General features: G+C 41.2%; 18 protein-coding genes. 5 read left to right on the forward strand and 13 right to left on the reverse strand.

Going from position 1 to position 21,735, the window contains the following annotated elements; all coding sequences use genetic code 11:
- Positions 1 to 4 precede the first annotated feature (4 nt).
- Complete coding sequence (locus FSB73_RS00120; RefSeq protein ID WP_146779617.1) at positions 5 to 733, forward strand: hypothetical protein; 729 nt, start codon at positions 5 to 7, stop codon at positions 731 to 733.
- Positions 734 to 971: 238 nt separating this feature from the next.
- Positions 972 to 1,922 (forward strand): hypothetical protein, encoded by a 951-nt coding sequence (locus tag FSB73_RS00125; RefSeq protein WP_146779618.1) that lies wholly within the window; start codon positions 972 to 974, stop codon positions 1,920 to 1,922.
- Between the two features lie 266 nt (positions 1,923 to 2,188).
- Here FSB73_RS00125 and FSB73_RS00130 read toward each other — a convergent pair whose 3' ends face one another.
- Both FSB73_RS00130 and FSB73_RS00135 read right to left on the reverse strand, forming a co-directional pair.
- Positions 2,189 to 4,393, reverse strand: a complete 2,205-nt coding sequence (locus FSB73_RS00130) for a UvrD-helicase domain-containing protein (RefSeq protein WP_158639348.1) — start codon at positions 4,391 to 4,393, stop codon at positions 2,189 to 2,191.
- 89 nt (positions 4,394 to 4,482) lie between these two features.
- Positions 4,483 to 4,905 (reverse strand): hypothetical protein, encoded by a 423-nt coding sequence (locus tag FSB73_RS00135; RefSeq protein WP_146779620.1) that lies wholly within the window; start codon positions 4,903 to 4,905, stop codon positions 4,483 to 4,485.
- Positions 4,906 to 5,204: 299 nt separating this feature from the next.
- Between FSB73_RS00135 and FSB73_RS00140 the strand changes: the two genes are divergently transcribed.
- On the forward strand, positions 5,205 to 5,759 hold the full coding sequence (locus tag FSB73_RS00140) for a hypothetical protein (RefSeq protein WP_146779621.1): 555 nt from the start codon (positions 5,205 to 5,207) through the stop codon (positions 5,757 to 5,759).
- A gap of 17 nt (positions 5,760 to 5,776) precedes the next feature.
- The gene (locus FSB73_RS00145; RefSeq protein WP_146779622.1) at positions 5,777 to 7,471 is read left to right on the forward strand and encodes a hypothetical protein; all 1,695 of its coding nucleotides are present in this window, start codon (positions 5,777 to 5,779) and stop codon (positions 7,469 to 7,471) included.
- Between the two features lie 182 nt (positions 7,472 to 7,653).
- On the opposite strand, the gene FSB73_RS00150 is transcribed toward FSB73_RS00145, so the two are convergent.
- The gene (locus tag FSB73_RS00150; protein ID WP_146779623.1) at positions 7,654 to 8,433 is read right to left on the reverse strand and encodes a phosphosulfolactate synthase; all 780 of its coding nucleotides are present in this window, start codon (positions 8,431 to 8,433) and stop codon (positions 7,654 to 7,656) included.
- Between the two features lie 608 nt (positions 8,434 to 9,041).
- Between FSB73_RS00150 and FSB73_RS00155 the strand changes: the two genes are divergently transcribed.
- Complete coding sequence (locus FSB73_RS00155) at positions 9,042 to 9,668, forward strand: plasmid pRiA4b ORF-3 family protein (protein WP_146779624.1); 627 nt, start codon at positions 9,042 to 9,044, stop codon at positions 9,666 to 9,668.
- A 156-nt stretch (positions 9,669 to 9,824) separates the two neighbouring features.
- Here FSB73_RS00155 and FSB73_RS23545 read toward each other — a convergent pair whose 3' ends face one another.
- The 10 genes from FSB73_RS23545 to FSB73_RS00195 form a co-directional block, all read right to left on the reverse strand.
- On the reverse strand, positions 9,825 to 10,076 hold the full coding sequence (locus FSB73_RS23545) for a glycoside hydrolase family 2 protein (protein ID WP_262712436.1): 252 nt from the start codon (positions 10,074 to 10,076) through the stop codon (positions 9,825 to 9,827).
- A complete protein-coding gene (locus tag FSB73_RS00160) occupies positions 10,073 to 12,211 on the reverse strand; it encodes a glycoside hydrolase family 2 protein (RefSeq protein ID WP_225974318.1) in 2,139 nt (712 codons plus the stop codon). The genes FSB73_RS23545 and FSB73_RS00160 overlap by 4 nt, the downstream gene beginning before the upstream one ends.
- Positions 12,187 to 12,711, reverse strand: a complete 525-nt coding sequence (locus FSB73_RS23550; RefSeq protein ID WP_225974319.1) for a glycosyl hydrolase 2 galactose-binding domain-containing protein — start codon at positions 12,709 to 12,711, stop codon at positions 12,187 to 12,189. The genes FSB73_RS00160 and FSB73_RS23550 overlap by 25 nt, the downstream gene beginning before the upstream one ends.
- A 133-nt stretch (positions 12,712 to 12,844) precedes the next feature.
- Complete coding sequence (locus FSB73_RS26060) at positions 12,845 to 13,036, reverse strand: FAD-dependent oxidoreductase (RefSeq protein WP_262712686.1); 192 nt, start codon at positions 13,034 to 13,036, stop codon at positions 12,845 to 12,847.
- The gene (locus FSB73_RS00170) at positions 12,991 to 14,145 is read right to left on the reverse strand and encodes an FAD-dependent oxidoreductase (RefSeq protein ID WP_146779626.1); all 1,155 of its coding nucleotides are present in this window, start codon (positions 14,143 to 14,145) and stop codon (positions 12,991 to 12,993) included. Before FSB73_RS00170 ends, FSB73_RS26060 begins: the two co-directional genes overlap by 46 nt.
- Complete coding sequence (locus tag FSB73_RS26065) at positions 14,145 to 14,555, reverse strand: FAD-dependent oxidoreductase (RefSeq protein ID WP_158639349.1); 411 nt, start codon at positions 14,553 to 14,555, stop codon at positions 14,145 to 14,147. Before FSB73_RS26065 ends, FSB73_RS00170 begins: the two co-directional genes overlap by 1 nt.
- A 68-nt stretch (positions 14,556 to 14,623) precedes the next feature.
- A complete protein-coding gene (locus FSB73_RS00180) occupies positions 14,624 to 15,415 on the reverse strand; it encodes an SGNH/GDSL hydrolase family protein (protein WP_225974320.1) in 792 nt (263 codons plus the stop codon).
- A gap of 96 nt (positions 15,416 to 15,511) precedes the next feature.
- Positions 15,512 to 16,885 carry an MGH1-like glycoside hydrolase domain-containing protein gene (locus tag FSB73_RS00185; protein WP_146779628.1) on the reverse strand — a complete coding sequence of 458 codons (1,374 nt, stop codon included), beginning with the start codon at positions 16,883 to 16,885 and terminating at the stop codon, positions 15,512 to 15,514.
- An 11-nt stretch (positions 16,886 to 16,896) separates the two neighbouring features.
- A complete protein-coding gene (locus tag FSB73_RS00190; RefSeq protein ID WP_146779629.1) occupies positions 16,897 to 18,408 on the reverse strand; it encodes a hypothetical protein in 1,512 nt (503 codons plus the stop codon).
- A gap of 203 nt (positions 18,409 to 18,611) precedes the next feature.
- Complete coding sequence (locus tag FSB73_RS00195; protein ID WP_225974321.1) at positions 18,612 to 21,722, reverse strand: glycosyl hydrolase 115 family protein; 3,111 nt, start codon at positions 21,720 to 21,722, stop codon at positions 18,612 to 18,614.
- Positions 21,723 to 21,735: the final 13 nt, after the last annotated feature.

Here is a 21,735-nt window from a genome sequence, read left to right on the forward strand (position 1 = left end):
TCCAATGAAAAATAATAAACACAAAAACACAGCAAAGCATCGCCATGTGTCAAAAAACGCACAGGTAAAGATGAAAAATCGGGGCAAAGAAAACCCGTATGTCGCCTCCAGGCTAAGGCAATTGGAACTGCATTGTTATTACAATGATTGCGCTGAACCATTCCCGGAACTTAAACAAGTCTGTATTGCCAGAGAGCACCCAGATGGAACGATGACCTATTTGTATTTAGGAATGCAGGATAGAATGGGTATTATTGAAAATTTCAAAACGGAAATTAGCATTGACAGGCAGCGTTTTGATGATCTACTTCAGTATTTTAAGTTACACCCATTTAATGATGTAATGGCGCTTGAAAGGCTGATTTATGATACCAGAGCCTGCCAAGCATTCTGGATGCTTCCATTACCCAAGCAGCTTCCGATGGCTTTAGGAATGCTTAGTCATAAACAAAATAAAATTCAAAAAGCAAAGAGGCTGGCGACATTCCAGGAGGTACAGGCTAATATCGCGATTGTAGAAACAGCTATAAGAAACTCAAGGAAGATGAAGTATTACAGATGCTGTGTGACTATTTTAAAAATAACAAAAACAACGAACCTTATCATCCGACCAGTCAGGATCTTATTTTTGACAATCACAGTTTGCCTCAGGGGGTTATTGATGCGCTTATTGGTGATCAGGGTCAACAATCTTCTGGCAATGACGCATCAGCTCAGCCCATGGATGGTTTGAGTAGTGCAGACGCTATATTAATAACCACAAACGAATTGGATGATCCTAAAGGTCAGCCCCGAATGCAGGATGGCTCGCACGGTTCTTCTACTGGGGTTAATACCGACCCAATTGATGATTATTTAATTACAAGAAAAAAGAGTTTGATGATCAAATAAAAGAGCTGATTCCTACGGATTATCCAGATTACGACCCTAGTTATTGTAAGGATTGGAGTAGAACCGATTGGGATAATTTTGTGGAAGAGCTGGTTTGTCTGGAAAAGCTGCCAGATTTGCATAACGCTCGACTGTTTACACCTTTGCTTTATATGTTTTTCCATGGCCTCCTCCCTGAATTAGCCGCTGATTCTTTGGTTTTAGAAGAGCTCGATTTTCTAGGCACCCACCCTGCAGAAACGGGACATGAGCCTAATTTTGATCTGGGATATAAGCCTTCCATACAAGAGGTGTTATCTATGTCGAAAATTCAACAAGATTATAGAGGTTCCAAGGACATTAAAAAACGACGTAAGCTTTGTAAGAAATTGGAAGAAGTGAATGAACAATATCCAGAAAACCCTTATATAATGACGCTTTTGCATGATTTTTATTGGGATTTAGAAGATGGTCAAATGGCATACAGGCAGGCCTGCAGGATGTACAATTCTTCTAAAGACAGAGAGCAGTCCGTTGTTAAATATTTTATGGAAATCTGCAAAAACAATAAAAAGCAGCTACTGGAGCAGTTTTTAAAAAAATCTGTTTTATTGGAAAAGCATCTGCCTGAAGGCATAAAGTCATACAATTTGTATAATTATCATCATTACTACCATACGCTGGCAACTTATTATGTTCGCATTGGGCATTGGTCCGAATTTACAAGACTGATGGATATTTTTATAAACCTTGATTCCACCAGAAATGACTTCGCATTATCAAAATTATGGAAGGATCTTTATGCTGCGGCTGCGGTGTTTATGTGCGTTCAGGTAAGGAATGCCCTGGAAGAAGAAGACGATGATAATGAGGTTGAGGATGAGTTTGAGGATTATGCAGATATTGAGGATTATGCAGATATTGAGGATTATGCGGGTGATGAGGATTATTCGGGTGATGATGTAGGTGTTATTGAGGGCGCACAAATACCTATGAACTTAAACATTATCATTAATAATATATTAAATGCCGCTGATTCAATAAACAATTAAATTACCCTTTTAAATTATTCCAGATATGCAAAACCCTTTTGAAAATTGCTTACAATTTCATTACTGACGTCCCTTCAGCCCGTCTGGGGCTGATTTTATATGGATACTTCGTTATATTAGCTGATTCTTCTTGCGGTTCTCGCTTTTATCAGGTACGACTAATATTATTATTTTTGTTCTTGTTGCATTGCACATTACTTTCTGCTGTAACCTTTAAGTTTCCTTTGCTTAAGCTAGTCTTCCAATTATATTTTTAGGCTATTTTTCTAAATATGTACATCTGGATTAAGGGCATATATGCCTTTGCCAACTCTTAGAAATACGGCCTTGCAATAGGGTTTGTCTCTGCGGTGATATTCATTATTTGAAAGGATGGCATTGATATAGGTTCGTTTTTTCCGGTATTTAGGCAGAATTTCACCCGGAAATGCCGAGGTTATTTCCATAAAATCATTCATTGAGAAACCGGGCAATGGCTGATTTTGTTCTTTTGCCTGATGATCCACCCATTTTACGCTGTAAGTGGGTTGTTTCTTTTGTACTGCCCGCATCACGGACATTAAAAAAAAGATCATAGACTGGCCAGCAATATACAACTTTCGATCGCCTGTATCTACGGTAATCCCTACAGGTTTTACGTCTTGAAATAGCTGTTCCAAGGTGTCTGTTGTTGCCAGCTGTGGATTTTTTTGTTGTAGGTACTGGAAATAGCCGGACAAAAGGTGATCCAGGGGCAATAAGCCATTCTCGTCTATTGCTGTCAAGGAGGCTTTTCTTTTAAGCATGGCTCTGGCAAAATCTACTTGTCCATGGTATAAAGCGAGCATTAGGCCGGTTTGTCCTTCATCTGTTTTAAAATTGGTGCCGTATTTATTGATGACGCTAAACGCGGTCTGGGTGCGGCCGGTGCGGACGTTTTTGGCAAATTCCTTTCTGACGAGTCTAAGCTCTTTCATAAAGGCAATGGCTCTGGGGAAGTGTAAGTTGGCCAGGGCTTCTATCCAATCGAACCGCTGATGATTGCTCGCATACTGGAAAAGCTGTTTGCGCTCTTTTTTGACTTCTTGCTCTGTTTTGGTTGGATCCAGGGCCAGTTGGCAAATTTCTTCCAGTTGCTGTTGATCGAGATATTCATAGCCCAGATATTTGGCTCTGATTTGCTCCGCCTGTTCTAGTTTACCTTGATCTTCGAGTCTTCTGGCTTCTTCCAGCCATTCGTCCATGGAGGACTTTTCTTCTTTTACCTGCAGGCCGCTTTTGGTTTCTCTGAGCTGCATTAGGGTCAAAATGGGATGATCCAGCCTGGCTTCAAATAAATAGATATTTTTAATGGCGCGGGTGATAGCGACATAAAATGAGTTGATATAGAACTTGTAGATTTCTCCTTCTTTGTCTGCTTTATTGGCGCCGCGGCTATAATGGAGCTCATTTCCGGTCAGATCTTCAGGGCTAACGCCTTGTATGATCTCTTTGAACTGCTTGTCGTTATTTGAAACCAAATTCATTAAGATGACGTTCTCGTATTCCAGGCCTTTGGCTTCCTGGACACTAAACACCAAGGGTGTCTTGAAATAAGCTCTGGCGGCCTCTTTATACTTATTATCTGTTACAATAACGGCAAAACGGGTGCTGCTTTGCGTGCGTCTATTTAGTTCTTTTTTTGTTTTTTCGTCATCTGGATATAACAGGACTTCCCCTTTTTCCTGACTTATCGTATTTACCAGGTAATTGCTTTCTTTGTCGATGGAGCCAAAACGTGCGTTTCGGATTTTTAACAGGTAATTGCTTAGGGTGACCACCTGAGCGCTGTTGCGGTAGTTAGTCTGCAGTATCTGGAGTTGTTTTGTGACATCTACCGTCTGGTGAAAATAGGATTTGACTTTGGCCCAGGAAAATAAATTGGGATGAACAATCTGATTGCTGTCACCGGTCAGAATAAAATTACCGGGGGTGGCCAGCGATTTTAATATGCAGTTTAACTGCATATTGGTCAAATCCTGAACCTCATCTACCATTATATAATTGTAGGTTGGTTGAATCTTTGCCAGATGGTGGAAGCAAACCATATTGCTGTCATAAAGTCCACTTTCTTTGAGCCACTGGGTATATTTTATAAATAAGGGATATAACTTGCGTCTGTCCTCTATTCCAAATACAGATTGTTTGACACCTAGGGCCAGATATTCGGTTTGGGAGAGATAGGGGCTGTCTGTAGCGGAGCCGGTTATAACACCTTTAAACTCTTCAAATACCCTGTAGGGTTCATTTATTTTAATGGCCTGTATATGGCGATTATACCAGGGTTCAAATTGTCTGAAAGTTACTTCCTTGCCTCTTAGTTTCTCCCAGCTACCTAAATAGTCTTCCAGGGATAGAAATTCTACTTCTTGTTTATCGTTATTATAGCCATTGCCATAATAAAGTGTGCTGGCATTTTCAACCAGAAACTTGGACTGCGATATGTAGGCCACGCTTCCGGGCAGGTTTTTAAGTTTTTCCAGTACTAAGGCGGTTTTGCCGCTACCAGCAGCACCTATGATGATCAGGGGGGCGGGTAGTTTTAGTACGGACTCCTGAAATTATCAAAGGAGAGGTATTTATTCAGCAGATGTAGTTTTCTGGTCCCTTGGTTTAGATATTTTAGCTGGATTTCTTGATCAGGCTCGGCTTTTGCCGGGTCTGTCAATGACTGGAGACTGGCCTCATCTGGGATTAAGCCGCCTCTTAGAAAGCGACTGGCTTTATAATTATGGTCTTTGATGACTTCTAATAAAAGAATATGCTTTTGTCCTTCAAAGTTGATTATTTTAAATAGCAATCTGTCCCGGATATCTAATCTGGCCCTGTAAAACCCACTGGTGGGCATTTTTTTAACGTCTGCACTGTCAAAATCGCCTCTGGAGAGCTGATCCAGGGTTTTTGTATATGTTTTCTCTACTGATTTAATATCCAGATCGCTATGGAATAAAATAGGCATATTCATGGTGGCAAAATAAAACAAATCAAGGCAAAAACAGGCAAAAAACCTGCTAATTTAAGCTGTTGAGCAAATTATTCTGTATATAAACCAGTTATTAATTGCGCACTGACCTTCTTTTTTTTAATGCTATGCCTTATGATTAAGTGGTTTTATGGCAAATAGAAGAGATATATCCTTCATTAGCTTAGCGGCGCGGTTTATTTGTAAAAATCAATTATATCTATATAAATGTATATTGAACCAATTTGCAGAATACGACAGAAAATTTGGACCCAAATAGCCGCTGCCCCTATTTTCGTCGCATGAAAAATAATAAACACAAAAAATCGACCCAGAACTATGGATCAGCGGGCAAACCGACTTCCACTGTTCTAAAACTCACTAGGGAAGACCTATTTGAGTCCGGCATCGTAAAATGCATGCCGCCATGTACTTATTACACAGGAATTTTTCCTGACCTGCCTCATTTATTGCAGGTTTGTATTTCCAGGGGGGAACCCGAGGCAGATGGCAGCAGAAGCTTTTTACTTTGTGGTATTAACCTCCAAAAGGGGATTGTGGAAGTGGCGATGATTGAGTTCGCACTTGAAAGGTATTTGTTTGATGGTATGCTCAAGGAATTTTCCTTAAAACCCTATGAGGACAAAATGGCTTTGGAAAGGTTGATTTATGATGCATATGCCAGACACAAGGCTATTGACTGTAAGTTTCCGGAGGAATTTTTAGCTGGAATGCATATTATGCATTTTAGCAAAAATGAGGTTAAAAAGGCTGCCTTAATTGCAGCATTCCAACACAGGTCTCTTTCTGCAAGTATTGAGTCTGGTAGCGCTGCTAAGGATTTCCTGGAGGGTTAGATCCAAACCAGGTCTCTGTGCATACATCTGGCAACGCACTTGTTTTCTCCAACATCCCCATGCCCCAGGAGGTCGTCGACGAGTTTGTTGACAAGTATATGGAAGGTAAGATTGGGCAGGGCCAAGTGCAGAAAATGTCCAAAGAATCCTCAAAGGAGCAACATGGTAATAAAAAAAGTAAGCATAGTGAGCAACAAGCTGACAAACAAGATGGCAAACAAGATGGCGAAATTGACAACAAACATGATGGCAAGCAAGCAATTAAGCAAAGTGATTGCAACCTGGGAGCTTCAGCGCCGAATGCCTCGCAAGAAGCTTCAAAGAATGATGCTATTGATGATTCAAAGGGTGTTTCAGAACCGGTAGCTGTGTACACACCTGAACAAACCGGTCTTATGGGTCCAGCCCAAGCGGGTAAGGGTCAAAAAGATGGCACAAACGAGGTAGAGGCTATTATTTCTGATCTGCTCGAGGAAACAATTGGCACGTCGCCGAAGGGAACCGGTAGTGAAAATATGGAAGATCAACTTTCGACGATTGCTATGGGAGACGCAGCGGATGAAAACCAACAGGCAGCATCGTCAAAAGAGGACATGGGATATTCTGAAAGTGCATCGAGCTTTCTTAAAATGTCTGAACCAGCCCCTAACGTACAGCAGGAAGCAGAAAATATTAATGAAGATGCAATGAGCAAAGAGGCTTTTAAACCTGATATCGCATCACTCAGGCTTGGTGGCCAGCCGGTGGATGATCCTTTTGGTTTAATTAGCGCCCAACAAAGGGTGCAGGATAAGATCAATAAATTACTTGAATATAAAATCCCTGAATATACGCCTGCTTATTGTAAGGATTGGAGCAGGGAAGATTGGGCGCGTTTTTTAAACCAGGATTTTGCCATGATCGGTATTAAAATGTTGCATGACACAAAGTTGTTTACACCGCTTTTGTATTTATTAAAACATGGGCTTGCGCCCGATTTGAAAGCGGATCCTGAATTTATGGCCCAGCTGACTCATCTGAAAACACATCCAGCGCTTACCTCTGTGACGCCTAATTTTAAAGAATGCTATTTTCCTTCTCCTGATGAGGTTATGGCGCTTGCAAGGATCAAGGATCAATTTTATGCAACAGATAATCAGTCCAGCCAGCGGCTAATATGTAAAGAACTGGAAAAGATCATTGACAAATATCCGGCTAATCCATACCTCGTTGAGCAACTATATCATTTTTATGAATCCTTCCAGGATAGTCAGGTGGCTTTTCGGTTGGCTTGCAGATTATACAATTCATCAACAGAGCGCGAAGGGGCTGTAAGTAGGTATTTTATTGAGATTTGCAACCAAAACAAATTTAGTCTGGTGGATCAGTTTTTAAGCAAATCCATTCTTTTCGAAAGGCATCTTCCTGATACTGTAAAAGTTTATAATACACATTATTATCATCAATATTATCAGGCACTGGCTAGTCACTTTGCAAATACAAATCAGTGGCTCGAATACCTTTTTATCGTTGAAACTTTTGTAGAGATTACTGCGGCTAATAATGAGGAGGATCTCCTGGCTATTTTGTGGAATACCCAATATTTACAGGCTGCAGATTATATGAATGAATATTTGTTACTTTTGGGTAATAATTCAGCAGCTAAAAAGAGGTTAATTGACAATATATTCTGTCAATCAGAAAAAGAAAATAACCCGAACATTAACGATTAAATCTAAGAAAATGACTACGCACAATACCAGAAATAGTCTTCGTTATCCTTATTGACGACTTCCAATAGCTTGCTAATCGTAAACTTGTACGCACTATTTATTAAACGATTAAGGTCTTATGCCGGGCCTTCTTTCTTACGCCTAATTTAAATGACCAGATACAAGGGTGTTGCAGTATTGTTTTATACTTGTTGATTATTTTCTGGCATAAATTGCTTGAAAGTATCTCCTCTCAGACCAAGCCTAAGTGTTTCCAGGGAAATAACGTCGTCTGGAGCAATATTACCCAGATTTACATTGGCACCGAGCATACTGATAAACCAGGCTTGTTGGGATTTATTGGGGGCTTCCCACAGGATATTCTCATGGGAGACATTTTTGAGAATTTTATTTACCAGTGTAACATGCGTATTCCCATTGGGTCGGTATATTCCTACTGTACCACTTTCTCTGGCCTCTGCAATTACTTTCCAGGCCCCTGCTTCTAATTCCTTTTGCATCATCGTTATCCACAGGTTGGGTCGAATCATAATCCCTTCTTCTTTGGAGCCGACCTCTGAGAGTACGGTAAAGTCTTTGCTGAGCACTTCTATGTAATGACACTTTTGATCGTGATCCATCTGTATGGATCCATCTGATACTTCAACGCACTGCATTTTATATTTGTGGGCCAGACCACGAAACTGGTCAAACATGTCTCTAACAATAAAAGCTTCAAATAAAGTGCCTCCAAAATAGGTCTTGATGCCTGCTGAGTGATATAATGACAATTTTTTGTCCAGATCTTTTGTCACCAAAGATGTCCCGAATCCTAACTTTACAATGTCAATATAATCGTCACTACTATTGATAAGGTCTTCAGCCTGGCGTAAACTTAGCCCTTTATCCATTACCATTGTGATCCCGGTTTCTCTTGATTTTACCGTTCTTTCTGGTAACTGGGGCAGTTCAAAATTATACATGGGCTTGAATGTTAAGTGGTAAGAAAAGACAGCCTTCACGATCACTTAGGTAATTACGGGCAATACATCCTAAACACATGCCCTTCGTCTGGCAAAGGCAGCGGGGATCTTGTTGGTGTAAGGGCGAGCATCTTGTTGCGCTCGTCGAATCTGGATGATTGCTATTAACACTTAGTGACCTCGTTTTTGTACCACAATAATACAGCATCTCCGTTTTTTTCAAATTTTCCCCCATAATTTAATAAGAACAATAAAATAATAAATTGCTTATCCTTTTTTAGCACCTTTGTTCTACGATGATATATTTATCACTAATCTACAGCAAGTATACAAAAAGGAAAATTTTCTATTTTTTGTCGCAAATCATTTTAAATAAGAGAGTTACGATCTAACAAAATCCATCACATTACAATATTAAATTTAAAATGGTCAATTGATCTCCGCTTATACCCTATCGAAGGCCCGTCTAAAAATGGTCGATATTCTAAACAAAAGTTTCGGTCTTTTAAAATTTTTATTTTGCAATATTAAATTAAAATTTAATTTCACATTTCATAAAATCTATTTTCACTCTGATTTGGACTTAATTAAATAAAACCCCATTAATTATGGCAGTAAACACTTTACAATTCAAAATCACCTTAGTTGATTCAATCCCAGTTGTTAATCGAACCATCCAAGTACCCTCGGATTATAACTTCTTTCAATTCCATATGGCCATACAAGGAGCATTTGGGTGGAATGACCAACATCTTTTCCAGTTTTTTGAGAAAAATTGGATGGAGGATGCGCTCATCGGCATCCCTACAATCGAGGATGAAGCGCCGGTGCAGGATGCCAGGTCTATACGAATCAACACTGTATTTAAAAAGGCAAAAGCGAGCTATTGCTATATTTATGATTTTGGTGATGGTTGGCTGCATGAAATCATATTGGAAAAAATAATAAAGGAACCTATTTATACCCCATTTTGCATTGAGGCGAACAACGCCTGCCCTCCGGAAAATGTAGGTGGTCACGGAGGATATGAAGAAATGCTGATCGCATATGAGAATAAGGACAAACAGGAAATTAAAAAATATAATAGGTGGATTGGTCTTGAAAAAGGCGAAGATTGGAACCCAAATTATTGTAGTCTCCGAGAAATCAATAACAGGTTATCCCTACTTGGGTACTGGTCTTATGAAGCAACCGTTCGGTTTATGCCTAAAGGCTGGTATATACCTGTCGTTTAATTAATTGGTAAAACGACATTCAAAGCAACATTTAATTTAATTTAATTTGATTTGATTTGATTTGATTTCCAAAATTACTTCGAGATACCCACAAAAAAGGCCGTCCTTTTCAACGGCCTTTTTATTTCACCCAAAATCTAGCCTCTGACATCGAAATTACAGGACTATATTGTTATCCTCAACATTATAACCAGAAATGTGAATAACTATATCTTTTTTCCAATTGGCTGGCATATTAATGCCTGGTTCAATTTCGATTTCTTTGCTTTCTCCTGGCAGTAAATTGACGAAATTATCGCTATAAAAAGCGCCTTTTATGGGATGTCCATCTTTATACTCGAGTTGCAATTGTACAAAAAAAGCCAGGCCATTAACTTTATCCTTGTTGTTCAGCTTAATCTGGATCACAGATTTTCCATTTTTTGGGATAATGCGTGCTGCGCTTTCCAATTGAACCTTTTTAAGGTATTTAACGCTTCAAAGCCTCCGGTGGCTGGGCCTGTAATTGTCCATGGACCTTTATACGCGTCAGTGGAACGCCAATAAAAGGAGGAGGCAACAACTTTCCCTGTATTGTCCAGTAAATTAAGTTTTATAAAATGAACGGGTGTGATATCCTTAGGAAAATCTACTTTAAAAAGATTATTAACGACGCCATCTGCCGGTATATCCACTTTGCGCTTTTGATGGCTGATTTTTTTGGTGTTCAGATCGTATACATCACAAATCACCTCATACCCTTTAAAAGCTTTTCTATAATCATTTGAAACAGAAACCGTGTTTTTCAAATAGTCAAACTGCACATGTAGCGGTTCAAGGCCGTTTTTGGTATAATAGAGTGCTGCGGTTGGCTCCAGGCTCCAGTCATATAAACGGCTAGCCACCTGCGGCTCTGGACTGTTGATATACCAAAACAAAAATCCAGAAGCAAACCGGTCCCCAAATCCGAATTTATTATAATCCCAGACCTCCATAATAGACCTGTAATTCATGGCGCCTACTAACTGTGCCTTTTTTACATAATCTGCTAAGTTGTCAGATTGCCCAAAGGCTTTAACGGCGGCGTCATAATCGGTGGTCATTTTATGAAATCCACCGCCATCCATATAATCCCAGACTTTTTTATTGATCGGCCATAGGTCTTTTGCGGGCATCATTTCTTTTAAGGAAGAGAGGATGGGTAGACAAGGAGCACCATATTCCGGGTTAAATCCATCTACACGGCTACCTCTTTTGGAAGCGGTATTATCAAAGTATTGCATGGGATTGACATAGGTATAGGGGCTACCGTCATGCACGCCGCAGCACTCTGACTGTCTTTGATAATTTGTCGCGCTGTCCAGGCTGTAAATCACCCTACCTGCACCAGGCAGCTCGGTTGATTCATTTGCTGAGACATAATAAGCCACTGAGGCATGAGAGCGAATTCTTTTGATTGTACTGCGAAGATTATGCATATACACACTGGTATCTTTAGGAAACCGGGTATTGCCGGTGATCCAAAATTCACTCCAAACCATGATGCCTAACGAGTCACACAAATGATAAAACTGATCAGATTCTGCAATACCGCCACCCCAAAGCCTGAGTAGATTAAAGCCTGCCTGGTGTATATAGCGCAACTCATGATAGGTGCGATCTTCTGTTTGCTTACACATAGCCTCTGGTATCCAATTGGCTCCTCTGATAAAGACAGGAACACCATTAACTAAAAATCTTCTGGAAGAATCCGGTGTATTGCGGTCTGTTGAGATATTTCTGATACCAAATTGGGTGGTTATCTGATGACTTAGGGCTGTTTTATTAAGATCGATACACTTACTAATAACCTTATTAATAACTTTCTTCTTTGTTGTAGCTTTTTCAGCCGCATTGGCACTTACAAAACTAAGAGTTAGGCTATATAAATGCTGCGCTCCTTTATTGATGGGCCACCAAAGCTTAGGGTGCTGAACATTTAGAGTGGGATAATCCGAGGGGTCCAAAATAATTTGTCTTTTTTCGTGCGGCAATAAAGTCACGCTTTTTTTAATATGAATACCCAAATCTTTCACCTCGGCCGCTAGCACGCCTTTTTGTTCTTTATTTGTGCTATTTTCTAATAAGGCAGAGATGGTCTCCTTGGCAGTTGTGGTGTCTGGCAGGGGTAGTTTGGACTGTACATAAGGGTTTTTGATTTGTACAGGTCCAGTTGCATATAATTCTACGTCTTGCCAAATGCCTGTATTTCTATCGCGGACGCCGTCAGGAAAGGTAAAATCCCAACCTACACTCATGAGCATGGTGGTATTTTTACCAATTTCTCCGTCTCCACCATTATGGCCTTCACCTTTTGCACCAGGTACTGGCTTTTTAGGGGGAAGATTGGAGCCAGGGTAATCTACCGGATCAATATCAACAGCCAGGGCATTTTCCCCATGTAAATCTACAATATCTGTTACGTCAAATGCTTTTGCGTTAAACATGCCGGTTATCTTTCCCAGGCGCTTTCCATTCAGCCAGATTTGTGCGCGGTAATTTATCCCATGAAATTTGAGCCACACTTTTTACCATCAAATACCTCTGGCACCTTAAAGGTTGTTTTGTACCAATAATGGTAAAATTCCCGTCCAGTATTCGCGATATCTGGTATCAAGCCTTTGCTGATTCGGTTATTATCTCCAAAATAAGGGTCTGGATACACTTTATTTGCTACCAGAGAAGCAAGCACCGTTCCAGGTACGATGGCAGGTTGCCAGCCTTTGTCTTTCTTTGCTAAACGCCCTGGCTGCGAATATTCTGCACCTAAACCTTGAGCGCCTCCTTGACCGGCAGCCTGATCAGGCGTCACGCTATCTGCTTTACGTATCCACCACTTATAAGTTTTCCTAGCCCCCTTTTCAGCTTTACTGGCAGAACGCAAAAAGATGGAGATATTACTGGAAGGTTTACTTAGATGGGCTTGACCGGTGCCACTATTTAGCTGTGCCTGTAGATTTGGCCCATTAAGGCTGGTTAAGATGATGACTAAGGCGAAGCTTAGGTAGGGACAAAATCTTTTCATTGTATTGTATTGTATTGTATTGTATTGTATTTTTAATATTTAAAAGCCTAGTGTTGATTTAATTTTCTGCGTGTTATTTAGATTCTTTAATTAAACACTTCTATTATCATTATTTTCAATATTGCACTAACCGTTAAGGATGCTTCACTTCTATGTCCGGCTTAATCTCCATCACCTGTCCGGCTTTATCCAGTGCACTTCGGAGTTCAGGGTAAGCAACCTGCTGTACGGATTGGTGCTTTTTTGAGGCAATGGCAGCAGCAGTACCGGCTGCTTCAGCTACACACATAAAGACGGGTTCCATTCTAATGGAACCGTAGGCGATATGTGAGGCTGATAGGCATACGGGTACAAGTAAGTTCTGGCACTGGCTTTTTGGGGGATAATGGCGCCGTAAGGTATTTGATAGGGGTTTTTAACCGCTATTTGCACATCGCCTTCATTTTGCACATCTCCTTGCGCTGTTATATAGCGTTGGGTATTATGACTATCCATTACGTAGGAGCCCATGGCAATCGCATTTTCAGCATCCCCCTTCAACACGTCTTGCTGACTGATCACATAATCCCCAATCATCCTTCTTGCCTCTCTTACGTATAATGCATATGGAAAATGCCCGTTATCAGTAAATTCATCCTTTGGTAATCCCCAAGTGCCAAAGCGTTTTCTTATGACAGGTGGCATTGCTGGGTCATTTTGAACCGTCCAGATCAGTCCGAGTGTCCAATATTTATGTCTGGCGGCAATAACAGCTCGCTGATTGTCAGTAGCGGTTACATAACCTGCATTCCAGCCAATGGCATCCATGGATATTCCACTGTCATTATTGGCATCTATTTTTTGATTGGGCAAGGCAGATAGTTTCCAAAATCTCTTTTCACCCAGGGCAGCAGCCCTGGTAACGAGTTCAAAATCGGCTTTTTTATAGCCATCTGGCTTTTGTACCATAATCCTATTAGCAGAATCATTTGTCAAACACATTCTGTAGCAATAGGCCTGTAGCTTGTCGTCACCCTCTCCATCTTCTGTATGCAGATATGGTAGAACTCCGTCTAAAATGCCACTATTGGAGTCCCCTTTTATTTTATAAGGATCGATTCCTCTGGGCAGGTTATTTTTAATCGTCAACGCTTTTTCTACCCCATTTATCGTCTCGCCATACTTACTATTGGCCTCTCTACCGACCGTAAAACTTACACCAGCCATGGCCATTAGATCCCCTTCATAGCTGGCATCAATATATACTGACCCTTGATAGCTATTGCCATCCACCATTCTGATTGCATAAATTATATGGCCGGTTTTGTCTTTACTTTTTTTAATGTTCAATTTTCTGGACCGATCCAGCCTAGTGGAGGTTATGAGATCGATTCCAGACTGCTCGAGCATTTTATTTAAAATATTTTCTGCCACATGCGGTTCAAAGGTCCACATCAGGGAGTCCTTGATTTTGTAATAACCATACAATTTTTCTGGTAGGTTGTTAGATTAGAAACCTTCCAGGAACTGTCTTTTTGGTAATGTAGCCAAATCTGATGATAAAAAGAGCGTGCAAGGCCGCCAATGGTCACTGGATTGCCAATATCTGTCCATCCGAGCCCACTGGTAGTGACACCACCCAGGTGTTTATCCGGGCTCAAAAGTAAAACCTTTGCCCCCATTCGGCTGGCAGCAATGGCAGCCATCACGCCAGCCGCCGTCCCCCCATATACGATAACGTCATAGCGGTCAGAATGATGCTGGTGCTGCTGATTTTGCTGCGCATTTTTTCGACTAAATCCTGGATAGGCCGTTATTAAAAATAACCCTAAAACAAAAAAAGATTTTAACCATGCTCGAATCATAAGATTAGCTTTTAATTGAATAGATGGATATATAGGTTGATTCATACTTTTTACTAATTAACATCTTACTATTTACCTGCTAATAATTTCTTTAGAAAAGCAGGGTAACTATTGCGCGTGATGGATCCATCCCCTTTGGTGATGCTATCACCAAAACAAACGACGCGTTTATGGGGTAAGTTAGCCATGATTATTCGTTGATAAACTAAGGCAGCCATTAACCGGTAACCATCGACAGTTGGATGAATACCATCTGTTTTGCCGGTATTTTTTTCATTACTGATCAGACTATATTTATCCAGGCCTATTTTACCAACACTTGCAAAATAATGATGCATATCCAGTAAAGGTACCTTTTCTTGTTTGGCTATTTGGGATATTGCCTTATTTACGGCTTCCTGGCGCCCCTCTGGACCAGCTTCGCCATAAAACGCTTTTGGGTGCCTGGTTAATAAATAGGGCGTATAAAATGGTAAAATATTCATTAATAACACTTTAGAACCACTGGCTTTAATAGTATCCAATAATCGAATGAGGTTTTGTTTGTACTTTTCTAAAGGTACATATTTAACGCTATTCATATCATTGGTGCCAATCATAAGAATGGTCAGATCGGGTTTATAATCAATACAATCCCTTTGAACTCTTTTTAATAGGTCAATCGTGTTATTACCACCAATACCTGCATTTTTGACAAATACGCTATCTGTCGTTTCCACTGTTTGGGTAGGTACCTGGGCATACAAACTCTGGGTATTTGTGCAGATTATGATTACTTGCGACAAGACCAAGACCAGCATCAAGATCAACTTCCGATTGTTTTTTTTCTTTAGAGCATTCTTTGTATTAAATGTTACCATCTTATTTTACTTTTTTTATTATTTTAATTATTTTATTTTATTTTTTATGAATCGTTTATTTTATAAAAGACTGCTCATTGAGGCTTATTGCCGTGACTAATCTACTGGCTGAACGATGAGCCTTCCCTTTTGATTGGTGGCAGGTAGTGTAATAGCCAAAAGACCACTATAAGGGCTATGAATGCTTAAGGTTTGTCCATTAAAGCTTGCTTTATACCGGTGATTGGGCGTCATACATATCAACATGGTTCTTCCGTGGGGCGCAGTGGCATCATCAAAACTCAGTAATGCATTATAAGTATCACATGCGCTATTAAAATTTTGCTGGCGTATCCAGATTTCAAAGCCGTTTGTAACCGTACCGATTTTGTAATAAGCGTTGAACCAGTTAAGAACAGGGCTGGACAGGCCCGAAAACTGATGCCACCCTCCGCCTCTACCTGTTGTAGGGGAAAAATATTCCAGACAATCATAGGACGCCTGGACTTCCTGCTGATAAACATCAAGTGCTGTTTTAGCAATTTTATAGGCTAGATCTCCCCGGCCCAGGTCTAGCATCGTCTTCCACATAAACCATTGATGCGGCATCCAGACCTTACCGTTCCAATAACCGCCAGTTTGGTAATAAGGAGCAGACTGATCAACGACACTGATTCCCACCTTTGTCCACATATGTTTGGGGGAAAATATTTTATTAAGCAGCGTCTTTTGTTGATCTGGGGTACAAATGCCGGCAAGTAGCGGATAGGCGCCATCCAGTCCCTTATTATAATCAATACTGTCCTGATATAAAAAAGGTTTAGTAGGCTGTTCATTAGACTGCCCGTCAGCCGAATGCTCAACATAACTAAAATAACCGCTTTTTTTATTCCAGCTGTATTTTTGCAGGGCATTACCCCAGGTGATTATATCCGACTTATAGCGCTGAGCGTCTTTATTTTTACCCAGCTGTAAAGCCGCCATCCGAAGCATTTTTGCAACTCTTATCATTTGCGCTGTGGTAATGGCGGGAGCTACCTTATTATCAAGGTGCCCACGATGCACTGCCACTTGAGCCGGGTAATCGTCCCAGCCACCTGAGTTGTAAAAATAGTCCCAGGTTGACAGTATGCCTGATTTAAATTTAGTCGTGGTCGATCCTTTGGCATGGCCTGCCAAAAATTGGTAATATTGTTTAAGGCGCGGATAAAAATAATGCAAAAGCGGTTTGGACTGGGTTTTATTCCATAAATCAAAAAAGCCGTACTGCTGTGTTGGCACAGGTGAGCCGTGGAAGACAAATGGCGACCAGCTGCCTGGCGCCGTCGTATACGCGTTCAGGCACTGGGCTGCCAGTGAGGGATTGATTTCAATGAGTCCCTCTGCAATAAAGCCAAGATCCCAGGTATAGATACTATTCCACCATTTACCTGGTGTAAAATGCCGGATATAGGTGTCTTGTGTATAAATAGGATAAGTCACATTGGTCATAAGGGTGGCTTTTAATAATTGTCCCCTAAAGCATATTTTTTACCTACAGGCAAAATGTCTTTACTAAGCGCTGCATTACTATCCCCCTGGCGATCTGCAGCCGTGAACAGGCTATCCAGGTGGTATTGAATGGGCTTTGCTGGCTGTTTTTTATGGGTGACGCTAAAGCTGGCATAGACCCATTTTTGGCTATGCGGTGCGAGCGTCAGTGAGGGCAAACCAAGTGCTGTATAATCTCCTTTCTGATTCCCTCTAAATACACTACTGACATGGTCGTTAATTTTTTCTCTATAAAACACATCCAACTGGTCATTTTGAAATTCACGAACGCGCACGCGCGTTTTGATTTTAGTGTCACTACCCTTGCCAGTCTCTTTACCAGCATCTTCCTGGTCTTTCGGCCAACTGATTGTATACCCAATCGGTAAATCTGGATATTTTAAGAAAAGCTGCTGATTAGGCCGGTCCAGGACTTTTTTGGGGATCAAGTGCTGCGGCTGAGTTTTCACTAAGGTGTCTAGGATGGATGCGAAGGAATTTTCTGATGTAGCCAGTGTCGCAGTTGTAGCAGGCGTCGCTTTTAGATTTGCTTTCACCTGCGGTTTGGGCCCACTTATAATTAGAAATCCATTCAAATCAACTGGGTTTCCGTCTCCGTTCCCGTCTCCGCCCAAAGCGATCAGTTCCAAATGGCTAGGATGCATTGATTTTGAATAGCGGTCTATACGGACAGTCTTCCAGGCTAATTTACCCGTTCCGGTAAGCACGACTGTTTTGTTGACTAAGCCAGACAGCTTAAAAGTGGCCTTTTTGCCAACTTTTAGCTGATAGGCAATGGCAAGGCTACCGTTTTGGAACTGAGCTGGTAGTCTAAGCTGGTAGCTGGCCCTATCACCGCTGTCCTTCCCAAAATTTTTACCCACTGCCCTACCATCTATAAAACGACTATCTCTAATCTCTGCCTGTAACCATCCATTGTCTGGCAAATAGTCCTTAGCGTTGGGGTGGGCAAATTGAAGACTTTCATAATGAATTGCATTTTTCCAGGTCATATTTGGAGAAACAGGCAATTTTATACTGGAATAGTTTTCAGGATAACTGACGGACGCCATCAGATCTGCATCTAACTGCTGAAATTGATCCGTGTTATTTACATACTTAATCGCTACAGCTGCTGTTAAGCTGTCAATGATTTGGTAATGCACATCTGCGTATAGCTGATCTTTCCATTCCAATTCATAGCGGTAACTGTAACGAGTCAGGTCATTTGAGGCTTGCCAGGGGTGATAACCTGACTCAAAACGTACATTGGGGATAATGCATTTATGTTCATTTTGGCTAATAACAACTGATAGGTCAAACCTGAGGCCTGATCTGATATCTGCAATATGAGAAATGCCGGCATACTTTTTTGAATAAGGCCCCCAACTGGAAAGCTGGAGATCATGGGTACCACCGATCGCCGCATAATTTAGCGTTTTTAATTGATCAGTATCGCCGTCATAATCGATATCGCCACCCATCCTATGTGCATGCGTATACCCGTTCTGTGCATAAGTTTTTTGGGGCTGCAGCGCGCAAAGAAAAAGCCCGCAAAAAAAACATACGAAGGACTTCTTTGGGATACCTATAAGCATGGATTTTAAATAAAAATCAGCCATATCTAATCAATCATCTCATGATTTTACAAGTGGCTCAATGCCAATTATTATTATTGATTTCTTCTTCATTGAACCTTGGTTGTTTGTGGTCCTAAATAAGAAGGTTTTAAACCGCCAAGGTCAATTACAATTTTTTGCACAACAATACCGGGATCACCTGTAATAATCTTCAAGGTATGTTTCCCTGGCTTATCGATATACAAGGTAGAGACATTGACAGCTGCATTTCGCTGAACATGAGTGGCCCAAGTTTGTGAATATTCAGGGGCGGAGGAAGAAGGATAGTCCACTGCACCATCATCTATTGTAACACCATAGGCTGTCTGGACCGTGGAAATCTCATGAAATCCAAAATCTCTGTTTGAACTTAATGGAAAGGTAGGTAGCACATAGGTATAGACTTTTACCATGCCTCTATGAAAGGTATAAAAGTCATACTGTAAATTGGGCGCATTGGTATATTTTGGGTTAATGACTGGCAAAATAGGACTTCCCATCATTACAGATGTGTCTGCATAGCCTAAATCATTAATCAGCTGCATTTTTACACCGCGGGTTTCTACTTTACGGGTAAAACCGGCTGCCGGAATGGACACAACTCCATTTTGTTCTACATATAATCCCTTTAAGCTATCCAGACTTACGGCTGGCGCGTTTGCGGCCACCATAATTTGTTGATGACCGCTTTTTGTGATTAGATCAATCATTGCAGTCTGTCTACCTTTTGCTTTAAACTGATCCCAGTCTACCTGAACGTCTATTTTTTGTTGATTTGTAACTTTACCTGCATGACTACTTAGCTTAATCCACGGCGCACTGGCCTTGGCAGACCAGGTTAAAGGGGTCATTCCGGTATTGTAGAGTACAAAATAATGGGATTTTTTAGCGAGCTTATCAAAGGTCGGCAGGATATTATTATATCCGTCAACACCAGTAGCTCCTGCCCCTTGGGCTTTTATTTTCAGTTGTCCAGTGGTTGGCAGGGACAGCGTTTTGAGTTTGGGCTTTTCAAAATATGAGGCCGTTACGCCATTGACCAGAGAAATTACATGATTCCATTTACCATTTAGTAATTGGTTATAGCCAGCTGTCACCAATTTTAAGCTGTCATAGATAATATCTACCTGTTTTTTTAACTCATTAGCCGCACTGTTCCCTTCATAATAATAATGTTTTTGCCTTTGCGCTGTGAGCCACATTCTATTCATCAGGCTGGCGCCTGTTACAGGATAAAGTACCAGCTCATAAAAAGAAGGCTTATAAGCGGCAGGAAGCTGGTTATAAATATCCGTAGCTCGCCGCTGAATTTTCAGGTAGTCCTGGATCCTGTTTTCTGCTTCATTATAACTGGCAAAGGAATACTCCGTTTCTGTCGGAATTTCTCTTGTATGTTTATTAGAATTCCACTCAAAGCCCCAGGCCATGGCCTCTGGCTTTTTGGAAAATGCCAGCCTGATATATTCTTTGGTAATATGATCCAACTGTTTAAAGTATTTTTCGCCGTAAATTTCTGAGAGCCATTTTGCCTGAAAAGATGGGGCATTTTTAAAGCTAAAGCTGTCCAGCTGATAGGCCATACTTAAAAATTGAGTCACTGGCGCTTCACAGGATTTGATATCACCGGCATTTAGTAGCCAATATCTGTCGGCTCCTGTCAGATAAGCCTTATGGAGCTCTTCGTACATTAAATTAGGGGGTGTTGATGCGATCCACAGATAATCATGGGGCATGCCAAGGTAAGAGGCGTGGTAATATACCCCGGAGCCACCGGAGCGTTTCCGCTCCGTCTCATTAGAGAGTTGTTTCATATAGCCAAAATTATCGTCTGGCCATACAATGGTTACTTCGTCTGGTATTTTTAGCCCTGCATTATAGATAGACAGTACTTCTTTATAGGGTACAAAGATCTGTGGAATATCTGCCATGGGGGTATCTATATGTTTTTTTAGTAGGTTGCGCTGGTCCTGCATGGCTTCGTCTACTAATTTAACTCTTTCTGACATCGGGTAATCGCCCTGCATTTCCTTATCATGCAACCCTCTTAAGGCGAGAGTCCAGACATTCTCATATGGGGCATTTTCGCTGACCCTTTTGTCCAGCACTTTTAATATACCTTCCCGATTGGTCTTATAATCCCACTTTCCCATGGTCTTTGTATCCCACTCAGAGGCATTATTGAAAAGTAGCGGTTCAGGATGGGTGGATCCCATCACAATACCAAAGCTGTCAGCAATGACTTTGTTTTCAGGGTACTTATTAAATGCGCTGGAGCCCGGATGCATGGCTGGACACAGATAATTGGCATTAAGTCTTAATAATAGCTCAAAAACAGCCTTATAAGTCTTTGGACCAATGTTTTGCTTTGGATCATAGGTGTTTTTAGCCCATGGACGCAGTCCCCAGTCTTCATCATTGATAAAGACGCCTCTATATTTTACCGATGGCTTAGGGGAAATATAATCCTTAACGGCCAAACTAATATTAGCGCGTTTTGTTACAGGAACATCTGCCCAAAAATACCAGGGAGAAACGCCAATCGCCTTTGAAATAGAAAACAGGCCATAGGCGACCGCCCGGCGGTCGCTACCTACAACGACCAGTGCTTGTTTGATATGCTCAAAGGGGTTATTTACGATAAAAATACCATAACGCTCCCACTGTCCTTCTAAGGAATCTGTGTTTATTTTCCCTGCTTTTTCCAGCCTTTTGATCCAACGATTGCCCTCAAGCGTACCTGCAATGACCACATTTGGGGCAAGGGGTAGCTCGTGATTGATTTTTGCTATTTTGCCTGTTACACGTTCAATATCCTCGGCAAATAGACGGGTATAGGTACTGACCGCAGCCTGGTCCTGGCTATCTTCCAGCAACTGGGCCCGGGTCAGATCAAAAGTTTCGGCTGGTTGACTGCTATGCTGCTGGCCGGCTGGCGTAGTATTTGACAAGCTTACCTGTGCATGACTTATTTGCGTACCTGCGCAAATAAGCAAAGCAGCCAAAAGCATCGCTTTTGCCTTTCGTTGCATGCTGCCACCTTTGCCTAATACGTTAGATACATTAACAGGACCTGATTTGCCTTCTGACGCTATTCTAGCCCCTGTAGCCATTTGGCCCAATTTAAGATAATCCTCCAGTTCCATTTCCCTTTCTGCTTTCACTTCTAATGCTACATCCATTTTCATTCTATCT

It is taken from the genome of Arachidicoccus ginsenosidivorans, from assembly GCF_007971385.1.
Taxonomy (GTDB): Bacteria; Bacteroidota; Bacteroidia; order Chitinophagales; family Chitinophagaceae; genus Arachidicoccus; species Arachidicoccus ginsenosidivorans.

Bases quoted from the DNA above. Each gene is read 5' to 3' on its own strand.
- FSB73_RS00120 (WP_146779617.1), top strand. From the start codon at position 5: ATGAAAAATAATAAACACAAAAACACAGCAAAGCATCGCCATGTGTCA.
- FSB73_RS00135 (WP_146779620.1), bottom strand. From the start codon at position 4,905: ATGAATATGCCTATTTTATTCCATAGCGATCTGGATATTAAATCAGTA.
- FSB73_RS00140 (WP_146779621.1), top strand. From the start codon at position 5,205: ATGAAAAATAATAAACACAAAAAATCGACCCAGAACTATGGATCAGCG.
- FSB73_RS00150 (WP_146779623.1), bottom strand. From the start codon at position 8,433: ATGTATAATTTTGAACTGCCCCAGTTACCAGAAAGAACGGTAAAATCA.
- FSB73_RS00155 (WP_146779624.1), top strand. From the start codon at position 9,042: ATGGCAGTAAACACTTTACAATTCAAAATCACCTTAGTTGATTCAATC.
- FSB73_RS23550 (WP_225974319.1), bottom strand. From the start codon at position 12,711: ATGAAAAGATTTTGTCCCTACCTAAGCTTCGCCTTAGTCATCATCTTA.
- FSB73_RS00170 (WP_146779626.1), bottom strand. From the start codon at position 14,145: ATGTGGACCTTTGAACCGCATGTGGCAGAAAATATTTTAAATAAAATG.
- FSB73_RS26065 (WP_158639349.1), bottom strand. From the start codon at position 14,555: ATGATTCGAGCATGGTTAAAATCTTTTTTTGTTTTAGGGTTATTTTTA.
- FSB73_RS00180 (WP_225974320.1), bottom strand. From the start codon at position 15,415: ATGGTAACATTTAATACAAAGAATGCTCTAAAGAAAAAAAACAATCGG.
- FSB73_RS00185 (WP_146779628.1), bottom strand. From the start codon at position 16,885: ATGACCAATGTGACTTATCCTATTTATACACAAGACACCTATATCCGG.
- FSB73_RS00190 (WP_146779629.1), bottom strand. From the start codon at position 18,408: ATGGGTGGCGATATCGATTATGACGGCGATACTGATCAATTAAAAACG.
- FSB73_RS00195 (WP_225974321.1), bottom strand. From the start codon at position 21,722: ATGGATGTAGCATTAGAAGTGAAAGCAGAAAGGGAAATGGAACTGGAG.